This window comes from Dehalococcoidia bacterium, from assembly GCA_030648205.1.
Taxonomy (GTDB): domain Bacteria; phylum Chloroflexota; class Dehalococcoidia; order JAUSIH01; family JAUSIH01; genus JAUSIH01.
Map to the genome: position 1 here is coordinate 1 of JAUSIH010000098.1, position 15,188 is coordinate 15,188.

A 15,188-nucleotide genomic window follows, 5' to 3' on the forward strand; every position below is an offset into this window, starting at 1 on the left:
GGACTTTATTGTGCTGGTTGATGATGGCCGTGGCCCCGATGACCTTCTTCACCTTATTGTCGAAATCAAGGGTTACCGGCGAGAGGATGCCAAAGAAAAGAAGTCCACGATGGACACCTATTGGGTGCCCGGCGTGAACAATCTCAAACAATATGGCAGATGGGCATTCGCTGAATTTACAGAAGTTTACCAGATCGAGGCTGACTTCGCGGCTAAGGTCGAAAGCGAGTTCAACAAGATGATAGCCACCGCAACCACACAGCCAGCGACTGAAAGGAAATAAACATGGTCAAGAAGACTGTAGCACCCAAAACCGTCGAAACGCTGAAACATGACGAGTCCAAGCGTAAAAACATTCCGACTGCCGAGCACCAGTCAGTACTCAATAAGGACGAGGTCAGCCCCCGTACGTTGAAGTATCCCCGCAACACCGACCTCGATCCCCAGCTTGTCTGGCGTGGCAAAGATGAGCAGGACTGGAGCGACCTGGTTATCCAGGCTCCGCCCATCTATATTCAGGAAAAAGTGCACCCAAAGGTGCTGATTGATGACCTCTTGAACCAGACAAAGGAAGCCAAGGCACAAACCCCCGGTTTCCAGACCGACCTCTTTGCCGACTTCAACGGCATGCCCGAGGGCGCGGACAAGACCGAGTTCTACGCCCACGACCAGAACTGGTCCAACCGCATGGTCCTCGGCGACTCCCTCCAGGTCATGGCCAGCCTGGCCGAGCGCGAGGGCCTGCGCGGCAAGGTGCAGTGCATCTACCTCGACCCGCCCTACGGCATCAAGTTCAACAGCAACTTCCAGTGGAGCACCACCAGCCGCGACGTGAAGGACGGCAACGCCGCCCACATTACCCGCGAGCCGGAGCAGGTCAAGGCCTTCCGCGACACCTGGCGCGACGGTATTCACAGCTACCTCACCTACCTCCGCGACCGCCTCACCGTCGCCCGCGACCTTCTGACTGAATCGGGTTCCATCTTCGTGCAGATAAGTACCGAGAATGTTCATCTGGTCCGTGCTCTATTGGACGAGGTACTCCAATCAGACAATTTCCTTGCTGCAATTCGATTTCGACGAGGAGGGTTTCAGACGTCAGCGTTCTTGCCTGAGACCTCTGACTTCGTGCTCTGGTATGCGCGAAGCAAGGACAAGACAAAGTTCCGAAGGCTGTTCCTCCCCACTTCAAGACGCGAAGCATTCCCCGGCCAGACGCTGTTTGCGGAGCGCGACGATGGCACGCAATATGTGGTCTTCCGTGAAGACATTACCGATGCGGTCGCGAAGGTGTTCCGCCATCGGGCAGCCTATAGCGCGACCGGATCAGACAGTTCTCGGTTTCCTTTCCGCTATCAAGGGCGAGACTTCCTGCCATCTGCTAAGCGTGGGTGGTCAACGAACGATGCCGGTATGATGCGCGCTAGCCGTGCAAACCGCCTGATGGTTGTTGGAAACACGCTGGAAAGAAAAATGTATTGGGAAGATAGTCCATTTGCATCCCTATCCACCGATTGGTTAGACACGGTTTCGAGCGGATTCGGCGACGAAAAGATGTATGTCGTGCAGACACAAGCGTCTGTCATTCAACGCTGTCTCCTCATGGCCACCGACCCTGGCGACCTCGTTCTCGATCCGACCTGCGGTTCCGGCACTACCGCCACCGTTGCCGAGCAATGGGGCCGCCGCTGGATCACGATTGACACCTCGCGCGTAGCCTTGGCGTTGGCCCGTGCCCGCATCATGGGCGCGCGCTACCCGTTTTACCTGCTGGCCGATTCCCGCGAAGGCCAGATCAAGGAAGCCGAAGTCACCCGCACCGCGCCGAGTTCGCATCCCGTTCAGGGGAACATCCGCCACGGCTTCGTTTATGAGCGGGTGCCCCACATCACACTCAAATCCATCGCCAACAACACGGAGATCGATGTCATCTGGGACACGTGGCAGGCGAAGTTGGAGCCGTTGCGCGAGTCGCTGAACGCCGCGCTCAAAAAGACCTGGCAGGAGTGGGAGATTCCGCGCGAGGCCAACGCCAAGTGGTCTGACGCGGCGAAGAAGCTGCATGCTGAGTGGTGGCAGGCCCGCATCGCCCGGCAGCAGGAGATAGACAAGTCCATCGCCGCCAAGGCGGAGTTTGAATACCTCTACGACAAGCCCTACGACGACAAGAAGAAGGTCCGCGTGGCCGGCCCCTTCACCGTGGAGAGCCTCAGCCCGCACCGCGTGCTCGGCGTGGACGAGAACGATGAGTTGATTGACCCGCTGAAGGTTAAGGAAGGCAGCAGCGAATACGGCGCCAAACAATCATTCCCTCAGATGATTCTGGAGAACCTCAAGACCGCCGGCGTGCAGCAGGCGCACAAAGAGGATCGGATCACCTTCACCGCCCTCATCCCCTGGCCCGGTGACCTGGTGTGCGCCGAAGGCCGCTACCTGGAAGGCGAGACCGAGAAGCGCGCCGCCATCTTCATCGGCCCAGAGTTCGGCACCGTCCAGCGCGCCGACCTCGTCGCTGCCGCCCGAGAGGCGGGCGATGCCGGGTTCGATGTGCTGATCGCCTGCGCCTTCAACTACGATGCGCACGCTACGGAGTTCAGCAAGCTGGGCCGCATCCCCGTGCTCAAGGCCCGCATGAACGCCGACCTCCACATGGCCGAGGACCTGAAGAACACGGGCAAAGGGAACCTGTTCATCATCTTCGGCGAGCCTGACATCACCCTCCTGCCGGAGAAGGACGGCAAGCTCCGCGTGAAGGTGAACGGCGTGGACGTGTTCAAGCCCCAGACCGGCGAAGTCATCAGCGACGGCGCCGACGGCATTGCCTGCTGGTTCATCGACACCGACTACAACGAAGAAAGCTTCTTCGTCCGCCACGCCTACTTCCTCGGCGCCAACGACCCCTACAGCGCCCTCAAGACAACGCTCAAAGCCGAAATCAACCCCGAAGCCTGGGCCACGCTGAACAGCGACACGTCACGCCCGTTCGAAAAACCAAAGTCGGGGCGGATAGCGGTCAAGGTTATCAACCACCTTGGGGATGAGGTAATGAAAGTGTTCAAGGTATGAACCAGGGCGGGGCGCACTGGGTCGGGGCTGATCCTGGCGGCGAAGGCAACTTCGGCATCGCCATCATGCACACGCTCGGCGGCTGACCCCGCGCCCCTCTCCCCAGGGGGAGCGGTTGCAACAGGGGGAGGGGGGTTAAGGAGATGACACGACACCGGCCCGTCATCGCTCGCTCTGTCCCCTTTAGGGGACAGAAGTTGCGGCGCAACACGTTGCGTGACCGTTGCGTTTGCGGACGAGTTCATGGAGAACGGCGAGGGTTTCTACGTCGCCCTGTCCGAGTTGTCCGAGGCAAGGAGTCCCCAGCGCCCGATGCGCTGGCCTTCCTGAATGTTCACGAAGCGGCCTCGATGACGGCCAAGGACCGTCCGCACGTGGTTCGGCGGAAGGCCCGCCGCAGCGCTGATCTCGGCCACGGTCAACGCCCCCAAGCGGAGGGCCTCGGAGATTCGGTCGGCTTGTGTCATCCCCGCGTCTCGCTCATGCGCCCATCTCCCCGTCCTGTGCTACGCACAGGAGCTTCCAGCCTTGTGCTCTGGCGTGGTCGGCGGTTTGCCGTCACGTTTCGCTAGCTAAACAAAAAACTAGCTGGGGCGTGGTGATGTCACACATCGGCCCGTGGCGCTCCCGCTCAGAACCCGCCTTTGAAACAGCGGCCTCGGCCCCGTGGTGACGGCCTCGACGGGGGCGGGCCAGGGCGATGTTGACGGCGCGGGAATCGGGATCGCCCGCGTCCGCGATGCGCCGGACGGCTTGTTCTGGGAGTCGCCGCTGACTGGGCCGGAAGCCCCATGCGAAGCGCAGGACACGGTCCCGCTTCAGCTCGCCGATGATGTACGAAACTTCGCCGTCTTCAAGGTAGCCGCCCCAGCCTGGCTCCAGAAGTCGTGTGTCGTGGTCCGCGTGCATCGCTCAGCCCTCCCACGGCGCAGACCCCAGGCACGGGACGCCCTGGCACGCAGTACACAGGCGTCTACTGATTCCGCACCGGACGGCTGCGATCTCGCCGCGCTTGAGCCGCTGGCCCAGGGCGAGCATGGCCTCCAGAGCGTCCGCAAGAGACGGGGGAGCCGCCTGGGAAACGCCCGTCGCTCCGGCCCGGAGATGGGCCAGTACCTCGGCTTTGTGCTGGCGCAGGACAGCCAGCATCTCCCCTGGCAGGGGAGCCGGAGCGCGCACCCGCAAAGTGTCGCCTTCGACGCGGAAGGTCGCCCCAAGCTTCTGACACTCCGCCAGGACAGCCAGAGCCTCGCTCATAAGGCCGCCTCCCAAACATCGCCCCCGCCCGCGTCCCCCGCCCCTTTTGCCGTAACAGGCGTAACATCGTATCTGTGTTGTATCTGAACGTTACCCGTAACATCAGCTTGGGGGCCTGTATCTGTGTTACGGCTAGCCGTCTGAATCTGAGCCGTATCTAATGTTACGGGTGTTACGGGTAAAACGCCGGGGAGCGTGAGCGTGTACCGTTCCCAAGCCTCGGCAAAGACCGCCCGCTCGTAGCCCTTGAAAGTTACTTTTTCCGCGCGAAGAGTCTTTGGTGTGATGCCGAAGGGCTTCAAAAGGCGGGCCAACTTTGAGGCGTCCAGAGGGCGTCGGTCAAGATCGGCCCACGGACTCTCTTCGATGGCAAGCAGGCCCCGCACAATTTCCACCGATGGGAGTCTCTCAACGCCTTGGGCATTGAAAAGGCCCTTTATGTCCCCCAGTAGGCGCACGCCTAGACTTGCATCCTCTCGCTCGCCCGCTCCGGACAGAGCGAGCGCAGCCTGGCGCGCTCGGCGAGGCCAATCGCCCCCCGCAGCGTCCGCAAGGGCCAGCAAAGGCTCCCAGCAGTCCTGCGCCCTGTCATCGAGCTCCGGCGGCAGAGAGGGCCGCGCGTCTCGCAGGTTAGTAAGGCTCGCTGCCCATGCTGCAACGTGCTCTTTGAGAGCGTCCGCCTCTGGCAACACGTCGCGGCGCCGGAACCGCTCCACCGGCTCACTGGCGGTACGGCGCTTCAACACGATGAGAATGGCACGGTCCGCGACCGTGTCGGGCAACTTGCCGATACCAGCGATGGCCTTCGGGCAGAAGGTCGGAAAATCATGGAAGGTGAGGCCAGCCCCTACGCCTACACACAAACTCGCCACTCCGCCGCGCCTATGGCCCGTGTTGAGGACGCCCCGGAGCGCTTCGGCATATTCTTTGTCGGATGCGAAAGCAGCGTCCGACTCGTCCAGCAGCAAAGTAGGCTTATCCCGTTCGATCTTCCGATAGAGCACGGCTGGGGACACGCGCCCGGTCAGCCAGTGGCGGGCTGTCAGCAAGTCCAGCGCCTCCAGCAGGCGAGTCTTGCCGCTTCGTTTCTCCGGAGACGTGATGCTGAGATAGGGCGTCGCGTCCGCTTGCTCAAAAGCGTGCGTATGCGCAACCCAAAGGGCGATAGCCTCCGCTTGCTCCTGGCGCAAGACGACGAAGCGCCGGACGAATGCGACAAGCTCATACAGAATGGCCGCTCCGTCCACGGGTTGCGTCGGCGGGGTGAGGCCACTTGCCGCCGGAGGCTGGCCGTCTGCTTGGGCCGTATCCGCATCCCCATCCTGCGCGGCAGGCGTCCACTCCGGCGCATCTTTCATAAGCGCCTCCAGCGCCTCCCGCGTCCCGCCCGCCGCTAGCCAGTCGCTCGCGTCCTTCACGCCATCGCCTGGCAGCTCTAAGACCTTGACGCTGGCCACGAATCCGTAGAGCAACCCCGCGACTTGCTGCCCGTGCGCGCGCCCTGCCTTATCCTTATCCACGATGACAATGACGTGACGGCCTTTCAGCGGTTCGCGCAAGTCTTCTGTGAACTTGCCCACGCCGCCGCTGTTGCACGTCGCGCAGAGGCCCAGGTGGGTCGAGAGGTTGTCAACGTCCTTTTCCCCCTCAGCGATGAAAACAGGGGCGTCAGTGGGCATTGTGGCAAGCTCCGGCAGACGATAAAGGACACGCCGCACGCCGTCGAGGTTCCAAAGCCACCCGCCTGCCCCGTCCGGCCTGCGCTGTCGGAAATCCTTCGGCATATAGCGCACGACTTGATAGAGCAGGTTCCCTTGTTCGTCCTTGTAACCGTATGTGGCAACCTCGCGCGGCTTTGTCATAGGCTCTTTCCCGTTTCTGGCCCACAAGTCCTTTTCGCGGAGGGCGGCTATCACCTTGTCCTGGGGACATCCCGCCTGGCAGTGGACCAGCACGCGCCCGCCTTCGCCTTCACCAATAGATAGAGAAGGGTTGTGGTCGTCGTGCGCCGGGCAATGGACATTGCCGCGCTCCCTGGCGCACGGGCAGCCCGAACGCCCGCAATGGAGACCCGCCCGGATCGTCGCGGCGTCGCTATCGGGCATCATGTTGCTCACCGCTGGACGCACCCTGGCGCTCGGCGTTATCCGCAGCGTTTGGCGCCTGCCCACACCGCCGCAGCGCCAGGCGCGCCAACACGCCGCTAAGAAAGCAAACCAGACTAGCCACGGCTCTCCCGCTCGGCAGGGCGCAGCAGCCCCGCCAAGTCCTCCTCCGCAATGCGGAAGTGTCCGCCGGGCAGCTTCACAGCCTTGAGCCTGCCCGTGGCGATCAGGCGCCGGATGGTCTCCCGTCCACAGCCGAGCCGTTCGGAAACCTCGCTCACCCTCAGCAACCTCATGACGCCCCCTTGACGAATGTGCTAAAATATGGATATCAGCCTCGAAGCTGACAGTTATCAGCGTAACACACAGCTATCGTAGACAGTATATTAGAGCGATTATCACACTAGGCCAATCGGCCTTAGGCAAGAATTATAGGGAGGACTACATGGGTAAGATGGCTAGCCTCTCGCAAAAGTCCCGCGACCTGATCATGAGCTACGCCTTGCAGAGGTTCCCCCAGATGGCGGTCCGGCTGGTAGCTAATATGCTGAAGTCCCAGGTAGACCAAATCGAAGGGCGCTCTGTTGACAGGGATACAATTGCGAAGTGGATAGGGACGTACCGGAAGGCCCTGACGGAGGAAGATAAACAGGAGTGGAGCCTGGGTGTCGGAGAAGCGAAGAGCATCCCGCCGGAGGCGGTCCCTACGCTCCTGGAGATATGGCGCTGCTGCTTCATCACGGATACTCCCTTCACGATGCGGCAGGCCCGCTGGGCCGCCTATCTGTGGAAGGCGGTTCCGCAACAGAGTCCCTTGGCAATTTACAGCCGTGCGTGCAATTACGCGCTACGGGAGCAAATTGCCCCACTCTCAGGGGGGAATAGGAGGAATAAGGAAGAGCAACTGATGGGGACACATGACCTGGATGCCAGCCTGTTGTATATGGTGGTCCGGTACGACATCCCGTTCGCGTGGCGTGACCCAGAAGTGTCCGTTGCCCGGATTCTAGGAGTGATTCCCCAGCTACGAACTGACATCCCTAGCGAACTCAAGCAGGAAGAGGACCGGAGATGGCGCATGCGGGGGGCAGGTCACCCCGTTTTTGGCGCGCAGACAGAGGCACTTCTAGGCATAGACCCAGGCACGCGATTGGCATATCTGGCCCAAGAAGCATGCATGCTCAGATATGAGGGGGGCCAAAAGGTAAAGTACCCTCCGGCACTGAAGGGAAGGCTGGTGGCCGCCGACAACCTCTACACCCTGGTACTTACACGGATAGGCAAAACCGAGAAGTGGGAAAAAATGTCGCAAGAGGAACGGCGCGAAGCCGCTGTCAGACTGGCAAAAGCAGCGTTGGCGTACATCACACTGACAGAACGTAGCCGGCAGTCTTTTCAGTGGCACTTGCCTCAAACAAGGCGGCTCCTGGACAGTCTCGCCGAGTTTGGGCTGAATCCCCTTCTAAGGGACGCGCAACCTGCAATCAGGAGGTAACGCAATGCTTTTACACGCACCCGCACCTGCACACACGACGACGGCTGGGTCCCTGGTACGGGCCGCCACCTACTGCCGCGTCTCCACGGACCGCCAGGCCCAGGAAGGCGTCTCCCTGGACGTTCAACGCGACGCCTGCCGCGAGTTCGCCCAGGCTCAGGGATGGCCCCTGGCCCAGGAGTACGTGGACGACGAAAGCTCCTACGCCCCACGGGCCTCCTACCAGCAAATGATCCGCGACGCCCTGGAAGGGGGATTCGGGAAGGTTGTCGTCTATGACTTCAGCCGCTTCGGACGCGACATCGCCCAGTCCACGCCGGACATCGCGCGCCTGGAGAAGCTGGGCGTTCAGGTTGTCGCCGTCTCCTCACCCCATGCTGGCCGCCTGGAGCGCAACATCTATTTCACGCTGGCGGACTACTACTCTTACGAGCTTAGCCGCAAGGTGAAGCCGTCCCACATCAAGCGCGTCCAGGACGGCCTCTGGGTCTCCCGTCCGCCAGTGGGCTATAACCTCGAACCAGTCGGGCCCGTGGGGAGGAACGGCAAGGCCCCCAAGCGCCTTGTTCCCGACCCTGAGATGGCCCCCCAGGTGGAGCGCCTGTTCCGCCTCTTCGCCGCCGGGGGATACTCTCTCAATGCCCTGGCCCGCGAAGCCGACGCTATGGGCCTGAGAAGCCACACGGGGCACCCTCTGGCGCGCTCGGCCATCGCTTCCCTCTTGCGCAACCCCGCTTACATCGGCCAGGTGGTCTACAATCGGCGCTCCCTGAGCAAGTTCGAAAAGCGCGGCAAGAGACCCCCGACGGAGTGGGTCACGGCCCCGGGCCAGCACAAGCCCCTGGTAGAACGCGAGGTATTTGAGACAGTCGGCGAGCTACTGGCCCGCCATCGGAGAGCCTACGGGTGCTTTACTGGCGGGCGGCCTTTGCTCACGGGCGTGTTGTTCTGCGGGGCGTGCGGCAGCAAGATGCTGGGCCGCGTGAAGGGCAGGCCAAGGAAGGGAGAGGGCCAGGCCCGTTACTACTACACGGCTTATCAGTGCTACCGCTACCAGTTGTACCGGGATTGCGCCAACGGCGGATACTACGGCGGCAAGACCCTGGAGGATTGGGCCAGGGGCCAGCTTCGCCGCCTGCCTATCACCGAGGCGGACCGGCGCGCTGCGATGACTGAGGTCCACCGCATCATAAACGGCCAGGCAGGAGACACGGATGCCCAGCGCAAGGCCCTGGAGCAAGAACGCGACGCTCACCTGGCCGAATTGAAGGCCCTGTCCTGGCGGCTCGTCCGCGACGAGATACCCGCGTCCGTCTACGCCGAGATGCGGAAGGAGAAAGAGGCCGCCGTTCAGGACATCGAGCGGCGGATCGCCGAGCTATCCCGCGCCGAGAGCCTGGACGACCAGGCGAGTGAGGCCCTGGCTTTCCTGGCAAATGTCAACTGGGATGACTTCGATGCCCAGGCATGGAAAGAAGCGCTGGCCGTACTTGTGGAGCGCGTTGTCGTGGAAGGTCGGGGAAGCTACCGCATCGAGTGGCGCCCTGGCGTTGCCGAACTGCTAGGCGACCCCAATCCGTCCGCATGAAGCTGAGTATGGTCAAACTGTCCTGCTAGTGTCCTCGAACTTGTACGCCACCGCCTTCGCCTTGAGCTGGACGATGGCCGCCTCCAGGTCCTGGATGTTGGAGCGGGTGCGGGCCAGGAACGCGTCCACGTCCGCGTCGCCGCCGAGGATTTTGAGCGTGGCGGTGACCTGCGTGAACGTGGGCGTGGACTCGGCCCAGGTGTCGCCCACGTCGTAGAAGCCCGCCGTCGCCGCGGCGTTCTCCTGGTTGTAGGTCAGCCCGTTGCCGACCACCTCCACGAACGGGAGCAGTTGCAGGATGGGGCTTTCCTGGACGATAGTCTCCATGACGCCCGCGAGCAGGGTGTCGTTGCTGAGCTTGGATGCCTCCGCAAGGGTCAGGGCCATGGCGCACCTCCTCGTGTGAACTCGGTTGCTGAACGCCAGAGTAGAACATCCGTTTTGCTCTGGTCAACGAGGAGGTGTCGCGAGAGTAATATAATGGGGCTGTTTGTAAACAGGAATTTCGCAGAGCGTGCTGTGGGGGTGTTGAAAAATGTCGCTTCCAGGATTGCCTCCACTGAAGACTGCGCAAAAAGATGCTGCGCGTTTGCTTGTCACGCAAATCGATGAAGGCAACACGCTAGTTTCCAGATTGCGTCGTCTACGGGAAAGTTACGAAGAAGCGCAATTCGAAGACGCCAAGAATGACTACAAAGAGTGGGATTCTCTTAACATCCAATTACTGAAAAAGCTGTTTGATGATAAGAACCTCATCGCGGACTACAAAGCGGAAAGGAAAGGCTCAGCGATACCCTACGTGTTCGCCAATCAATACGTGGATGAAATTTGGGGGAGCGTCAAAGGACAGGTTCGTTATTTAGGCTATATAAAGAAGTGCTTGGCCCTGATTGAGGATGTAGTAGAACAGCCCCTCGCAAAAAGTGAGAAGCAAGACAAGCCGGTAGGAAACTCGGTTTTTGTGGTACACGGCCACGACGAGGTAGTTAAACTGAAAGTAGTTAGCTTCTTGAAGAGTATAGGACTTGAGCCGACTATTCTTCATGAAAAGCCTAATCAAAGCAGAACCATCATAGAGAAGTTCGAGGACTACTCGGATGTTTCGTATGCTGTGATTTTGCTTACTCCGGATGATACCGGGGGCTCCCAAGGGAAGGCTCATCAACCTAGAGCGCGGCAAAACGTGATTTTTGAAATGGGTTTCTTTTTCGGAAAGCTCGGAAGAGGCCGAGTATGCGCGTTGCGCAAGGGCGAGACGGAAAAGCCGACAGACATGGATGGTATCCTGTATATACCATTTGATGATAATGATGGGTGGCAGATGAAATTAGCAAAAGACCTCAAGGCTGCTAAGTTGCCGATTGACCCTAGCAAACTTCTTGGCGAACTAGGTTAATCAACCTGCGCAGAACGGGCAACTCCCCCTTTATCGGGACTCTTTGCCGTGCTTGTCGTTCTCGGCTGAATTATCGTCCAATGTAATTTGCAGGCGGGGAGCCTAGCGTTTCCCGAACTGCCCTCTCCCCTTGCCCTTGCCGCGCGCGACCTCGCATAATGTCCGCGGACTACGCAGCGCGGGAGGTCGCCCATGCCAGAGCTTCTTGTTGACGGCGTCGGCATCTTGTTTTGACACTTTTCGGTGCTGAGTGTATCCTTTCTTCGCCGGAATCGTTTTTGGAGACAACGTACGGGAGGAAAGCGCGGTTCCGGAGAATGGGAGGAGACCATGTACGGCACCATTGCGCGGCTGCGCCTCCGGGTCGGCCAGGAGAAGGCCCTCGTCGCCGAAATGGCGGAGTGGAACAAGACCAGGAAGCCCAAGGTCAAAGGCGTCGTGGCCGGCTATCTGTTCAAGCCGGACGACAAGGCGGGGGAGCTGATCATGGTGGCGGTGTTCAAGGACAAGAAGTCCTATCGGGCCAACGCGGAGGACCCGCAGCAGGACAAGTGGTACCAGCGGTTTCGGAAGCTTCTGAAGGCCGATCCCAAGTGGGAGGACGGGGAGTTCATCGAGGGCTAGCCCTCCGAGCGCTTTCGTTCAGGCCGTGCAGTGAGGGCTGCCCCACCGGTGGGGCAGCCCTCCGCTCGTTGCGTGTACCCAGCAGTGTCTCAGTTTGACATGGTATTGATGGGGGCTTTATCCGTCACACCGGCGGAAGCCGGTGTCCAGAAACAGGCGAGAGGGAGACGCTCTCTGGATTCCGGCCCCGTATCGGGTACGGGGCAAGCCCTTCGCCGGAATGACAAGGACCTAACTGACACACTACCGCGCTGCCCTCCCCCTTGCCCTCGCCGCGCGCGACCTCGCATAATGTCCGCGGAATACGCAGCGTGAGGACACCTATGCCAGAGCTTCTTGTTGATGGCGTCAGCATCTACTACGAGGTCGCGGGGACCGGCGTCCCGCTCGTGATGACCCACGGCTTCGCCGGGTGCACGCGCATGTGGGACCGCCAGGTCGCCGCCTTCTCCCGCGATTATGCCTTCATCACCTACGACATCCGCGGGCACGGCAGGTCGCAGTCCCCGCACGACCCGTTGCGGTACGGCGTGGACATCGCCGTGAACGACCTCTGCCTGCTCCTGAAGCACCTGGGCGTTGACCGGGCCGTCGTCGGCGGCCACTCCCTCGGCGGCATCCTCTCCCTCTCCTTCTACAAGAGGCATCCCGACATGGTGCGGGCGCTCGTGCTGTGCGACACGGGGCCGGGCTACCGCACCGAGGAGAAGGCCCGACGCTGGAACGACGGGTGCGCTCGGCAGGGGGATATCCTGGAGACGGGCGGCATGGCGGCCTTCGCCGACAGCAAGTACGCCCCGCCGGAGTCCTATACGCCCCGCGACGTGCTTCTCACCTTCGACCCCGTCGGCTGCGCCAACGTCGTGCGCCGCGTCATGAGCAACCCGCTCGGCGTCATCGAAACGCTCGACGGCGTCGCCGTGCCCACCCTTGTCCTCTGCGGCGAGCGCGACACCGCCTTCCTGGCCGCCGCCGACTACATGCACGAGCACATCAAAGGCTCCGAGAAGGCCATCATCCCGGACGCTGGCCACGCCGCCAACGTGGACCAGCCGGAGGCGTTCAACAAGGCCGTCCTGGACTTCCTGAAACGCAGCGGAGTGGGTGCGCTGGGTCGCCCGGCCAGTCCGCCGCGACTGGGCTTCATCGGCTTCGGCGAGGTGGCCCTGCACATGGCCGCGGGGCTGCACGCGGACGGCGTGACCTCCATATGCGCGTACGCGAAGGGCGCGCGCCACAGGCCGCCCTACTCCGAGACCTTCCGCGCCGGGGCCGAGGCCGCCGGAGTGCGCCTGGTGGACACGTTGCGGGAGCTGGTGGACGACGCCGACGTCATCTTCTCCACGGTCACGGGGCAGGCGGCCCTCCCCGTCGCCCGCGAGGCCGCCGCGCTGGTGAGCGAGCGCCACCTGTTCGTGGACCTGAACAACGCGTCGCCGGAGGTCAAGCGGGAGGCCGCCGCCCTCATCGAGCGCGCGGGCGCGCGGTTCGTGGACGGCATCATCCGCGCGCCGCCGTTGTTCTCCGGGCACCGCATCCCCATTCATATCGCGGGCGGCGCGACCGCCGAGTTGGTGCGCCTGCTGTCCCCCTACGGCATGCAATTCGAGGTCATCTCCTCCCGCGCGGGCGACGCCGCGATGATCAAGGCCCTCGTCGAGGTCGTCTCCAAAGGGGCGCAGGCGCTGTATCTGGAGGCCAACCTCGCCGCCCGAAAGGCGGGCGTGGACCTGAGCAAGTACCTGTCCATCCCGCCGTCGCCGGGCAACGAGGGCGTGGACTTCGCCGTGCCCGACTGGCTGCTCTGCCACGGCGCCATCCACGCCGAGCGCAAGGCGGGCGAGATGCGGCACGTCGCCGCGACGCTGCGCAAGCTGGGCGTGGAGCCGGTCATGGCGGAGGCCGCCGCCTCGCGACTGGAGCGCATCGCCGCGTCCGGCGCACGCGAGAAGTTCGGCGCGCGCCTGCCGGAGGGCGGGCTGACGGAGCTTCTCGATGTCCTCGCGCAGGCCGGGGCCTCCTGAGCCGTCCGACCCGCCGGGGCGTCGGAAGAGAACCATCCGGCGGAATCCGGCGTATTAACGTATGCAATGGCGGGTTGACACGCAAACATGGCGTGTTTACAATGCGCGTCTCAGCACGCTATCCTTAATAAAAGGCGGGCGGGCTTGGCGTAGTGCTTCCAACGCCTCGTTACGGAAAGGGTTCGTCTCGAAGCTCCCGCGCGGGGGTGTGCAGAGAGGGCGAAGCCCCTCTGCCGGAGGGTACGGGAGAGCTTGCTCGCAGCACAGACGCCACGCATTCGTCGAGTAAGGGTGCAGGGAACGCGGTTCCCTGCCGGAGGGTGCGGGAGGTGTCCTCCCGTACCTGTTTCTCTCCTCCCCCGCTCCCTGAGGGAGCGGGGGAGCGAGGGGGTGAGGGTCGTCGGATAGGCCTAATGTAGAGCTTCCAACGCTTCGTTATGGCAGGAGTTCATCTGAAGTCTCCGGCACGGGAGCACTGGGGGTCACCCCCAGTATCCCTTAACCCTCTTCCTTCTCCGAGGAAGGGGAACTAACAGGGTGCAGGAAAAAGGAGTCCAGAGGAGCGAAGCCCCTTTGGCGGGGGTCTGGGGGTATCCCCCAGATATAAATCCTCCCCCTTCCTGGCCAGGAAGGGGGCAGGGGGATGGTCGAAAAGGGTTTTCGCCTTGAGGATGATGACATGAGCAAAGTCCTGGAGAAGCTCGCGCGGCGCGAGGTGGCGTTCGGGTGCATTGACAGCATCTGCTCCCCCGCGCTCACCGAGGTGCTGGGCGCGGCGGGCATGGACATGGCCTGCGCGGACATGATGTTCCGCCCCACCTCCTGGGATACGTTCCAGGCCATCGTCCGGTCGGCGCAGGTCTTCGGCATTGACCCGTTCGTCCGCCTGAAGGCCTACCCCTGGGCGGGCGCGTCCGACCACCGCCTCGCCGTGGACGCCGCCCTCGCCTACAGCCTCGGCGCGGTGGGCGTCGCGTTCTCGTGCGCCACCGTGGAGGACGTGGAGCGCGTCGTGGAGGTCTCGCAGGACTGGCACCAGGACATCCACATCCATCCGTTCGAGAAGTGGGAGTACGCGAGCTACAAGTCGAAGGTGGCCTCCCAGCGCGTGGTCATGCCTCTCATCGAGGACGCGCAGGCGCTGAAGAACCTCGACAAGATACTGGCGGTGAAGGGCGTACACGTGGTCTTCCTCGCCCTGTCGGACATCTCGCGCATGGTGGGCCATCCCTTCGACTTCGGCCATCCCAAGGTGTGGGAGGTCGTTGACCGCGCGGTGGAGAGCGCCGCGAAGAACAACGTCGCCATCGCCGCGAACGTGGGGTACGAGTTCAGCAAAGGCCCGGAGATGATGGCGGAGCGCGTGAGCGCCATGGCGGCCCGGGGCGTCCGCGTGGTCATGCTGCAGAACTCCGGCTTCCTCATTCAGAAGCTATACCGCTACGTGCTGGACACCGTCGGCGCGGGCCTGCCCCCGGCCCTTCCACGGAAGGGCGCGAAGACGGGCAAGCCGCGCAAACGCGCGCCGCGCCGCCAGTAAGCAAGGAGAGTCCACCGGACAGGTGGATCAGCAGCCAGTAACAGTAAGGGGAGGGAATATATGGCAGTCAGACACGCTCGTCACCGGAAATGG

General features: G+C 62.3%; 14 protein-coding genes. 8 read left to right on the forward strand and 6 right to left on the reverse strand.

Going from position 1 to position 15,188, the window contains the following annotated elements:
* Positions 1–283 (forward strand): hypothetical protein (locus Q7T26_10930; GenBank protein ID MDO8532654.1); only part of this gene is annotated, 283 nt, incomplete at its 5' end.
* A 2-nt stretch (positions 284–285) separates the two neighbouring features.
* A complete protein-coding gene (locus Q7T26_10935; GenBank protein ID MDO8532655.1) occupies positions 286–3,066 on the forward strand; it encodes a site-specific DNA-methyltransferase in 2,781 nt (926 codons plus the stop codon).
* A gap of 263 nt (positions 3,067–3,329) precedes the next feature.
* Here the strand turns inward: Q7T26_10935 and Q7T26_10940 are convergent, their stop codons facing one another.
* From Q7T26_10940 to Q7T26_10960, 5 genes are all read right to left on the reverse strand, one after another.
* Complete coding sequence (locus tag Q7T26_10940; protein MDO8532656.1) at positions 3,330–3,533, reverse strand: hypothetical protein; 204 nt, start codon at positions 3,531–3,533, stop codon at positions 3,330–3,332.
* A 91-nt stretch (positions 3,534–3,624) separates the two neighbouring features.
* Complete coding sequence (locus tag Q7T26_10945) at positions 3,625–3,975, reverse strand: hypothetical protein (GenBank protein MDO8532657.1); 351 nt, start codon at positions 3,973–3,975, stop codon at positions 3,625–3,627.
* A gap of 3 nt (positions 3,976–3,978) precedes the next feature.
* Entirely contained in the window at positions 3,979–4,323 is a 345-nt protein-coding gene (locus Q7T26_10950; GenBank protein ID MDO8532658.1) for a hypothetical protein, read from the reverse strand.
* Positions 4,320–6,431, reverse strand: a complete 2,112-nt coding sequence (locus tag Q7T26_10955) for a DUF3631 domain-containing protein (protein ID MDO8532659.1) — start codon at positions 6,429–6,431, stop codon at positions 4,320–4,322. Before Q7T26_10955 ends, Q7T26_10950 begins: the two co-directional genes overlap by 4 nt.
* A 113-nt stretch (positions 6,432–6,544) precedes the next feature.
* Positions 6,545–6,724: an excisionase family DNA-binding protein gene (locus tag Q7T26_10960; GenBank protein ID MDO8532660.1), complete on the reverse strand. Its 180-nt coding sequence runs from the start codon at positions 6,722–6,724 to the stop codon at positions 6,545–6,547.
* A gap of 149 nt (positions 6,725–6,873) precedes the next feature.
* Here Q7T26_10960 and Q7T26_10965 point away from each other — a divergent pair, with 149 nt between their 5' ends.
* Positions 6,874–7,923: a hypothetical protein gene (locus tag Q7T26_10965; protein MDO8532661.1), complete on the forward strand. Its 1,050-nt coding sequence runs from the start codon at positions 6,874–6,876 to the stop codon at positions 7,921–7,923.
* 4 nt (positions 7,924–7,927) lie between these two features.
* Positions 7,928–9,511: a recombinase family protein gene (locus tag Q7T26_10970; protein ID MDO8532662.1), complete on the forward strand. Its 1,584-nt coding sequence runs from the start codon at positions 7,928–7,930 to the stop codon at positions 9,509–9,511.
* A gap of 12 nt (positions 9,512–9,523) precedes the next feature.
* Here the strand turns inward: Q7T26_10970 and Q7T26_10975 are convergent, their stop codons facing one another.
* The gene (locus tag Q7T26_10975; protein ID MDO8532663.1) at positions 9,524–9,898 is read right to left on the reverse strand and encodes a hypothetical protein; all 375 of its coding nucleotides are present in this window, start codon (positions 9,896–9,898) and stop codon (positions 9,524–9,526) included.
* Positions 9,899–10,100: 202 nt separating this feature from the next.
* Between Q7T26_10975 and Q7T26_10980 the strand changes: the two genes are divergently transcribed.
* From Q7T26_10980 to Q7T26_10995, 4 genes are all read left to right on the forward strand, one after another.
* Positions 10,101–10,907: a nucleotide-binding protein gene (locus Q7T26_10980; protein MDO8532664.1), complete on the forward strand. Its 807-nt coding sequence runs from the start codon at positions 10,101–10,103 to the stop codon at positions 10,905–10,907.
* 330 nt (positions 10,908–11,237) lie between these two features.
* Positions 11,238–11,531 carry a hypothetical protein gene (locus Q7T26_10985; GenBank protein MDO8532665.1) on the forward strand — a complete coding sequence of 98 codons (294 nt, stop codon included), beginning with the start codon at positions 11,238–11,240 and terminating at the stop codon, positions 11,529–11,531.
* A 323-nt stretch (positions 11,532–11,854) separates the two neighbouring features.
* Positions 11,855–13,555, forward strand: coding sequence for an alpha/beta fold hydrolase (locus tag Q7T26_10990; GenBank protein ID MDO8532666.1), 1,701 nt, complete (start codon positions 11,855–11,857; stop codon positions 13,553–13,555).
* 679 nt (positions 13,556–14,234) lie between these two features.
* Positions 14,235–15,095, forward strand: coding sequence for an aldolase/citrate lyase family protein (locus tag Q7T26_10995; GenBank protein MDO8532667.1), 861 nt, complete (start codon positions 14,235–14,237; stop codon positions 15,093–15,095).
* The last annotated feature ends 93 nt before the right edge of the window (positions 15,096–15,188 follow it).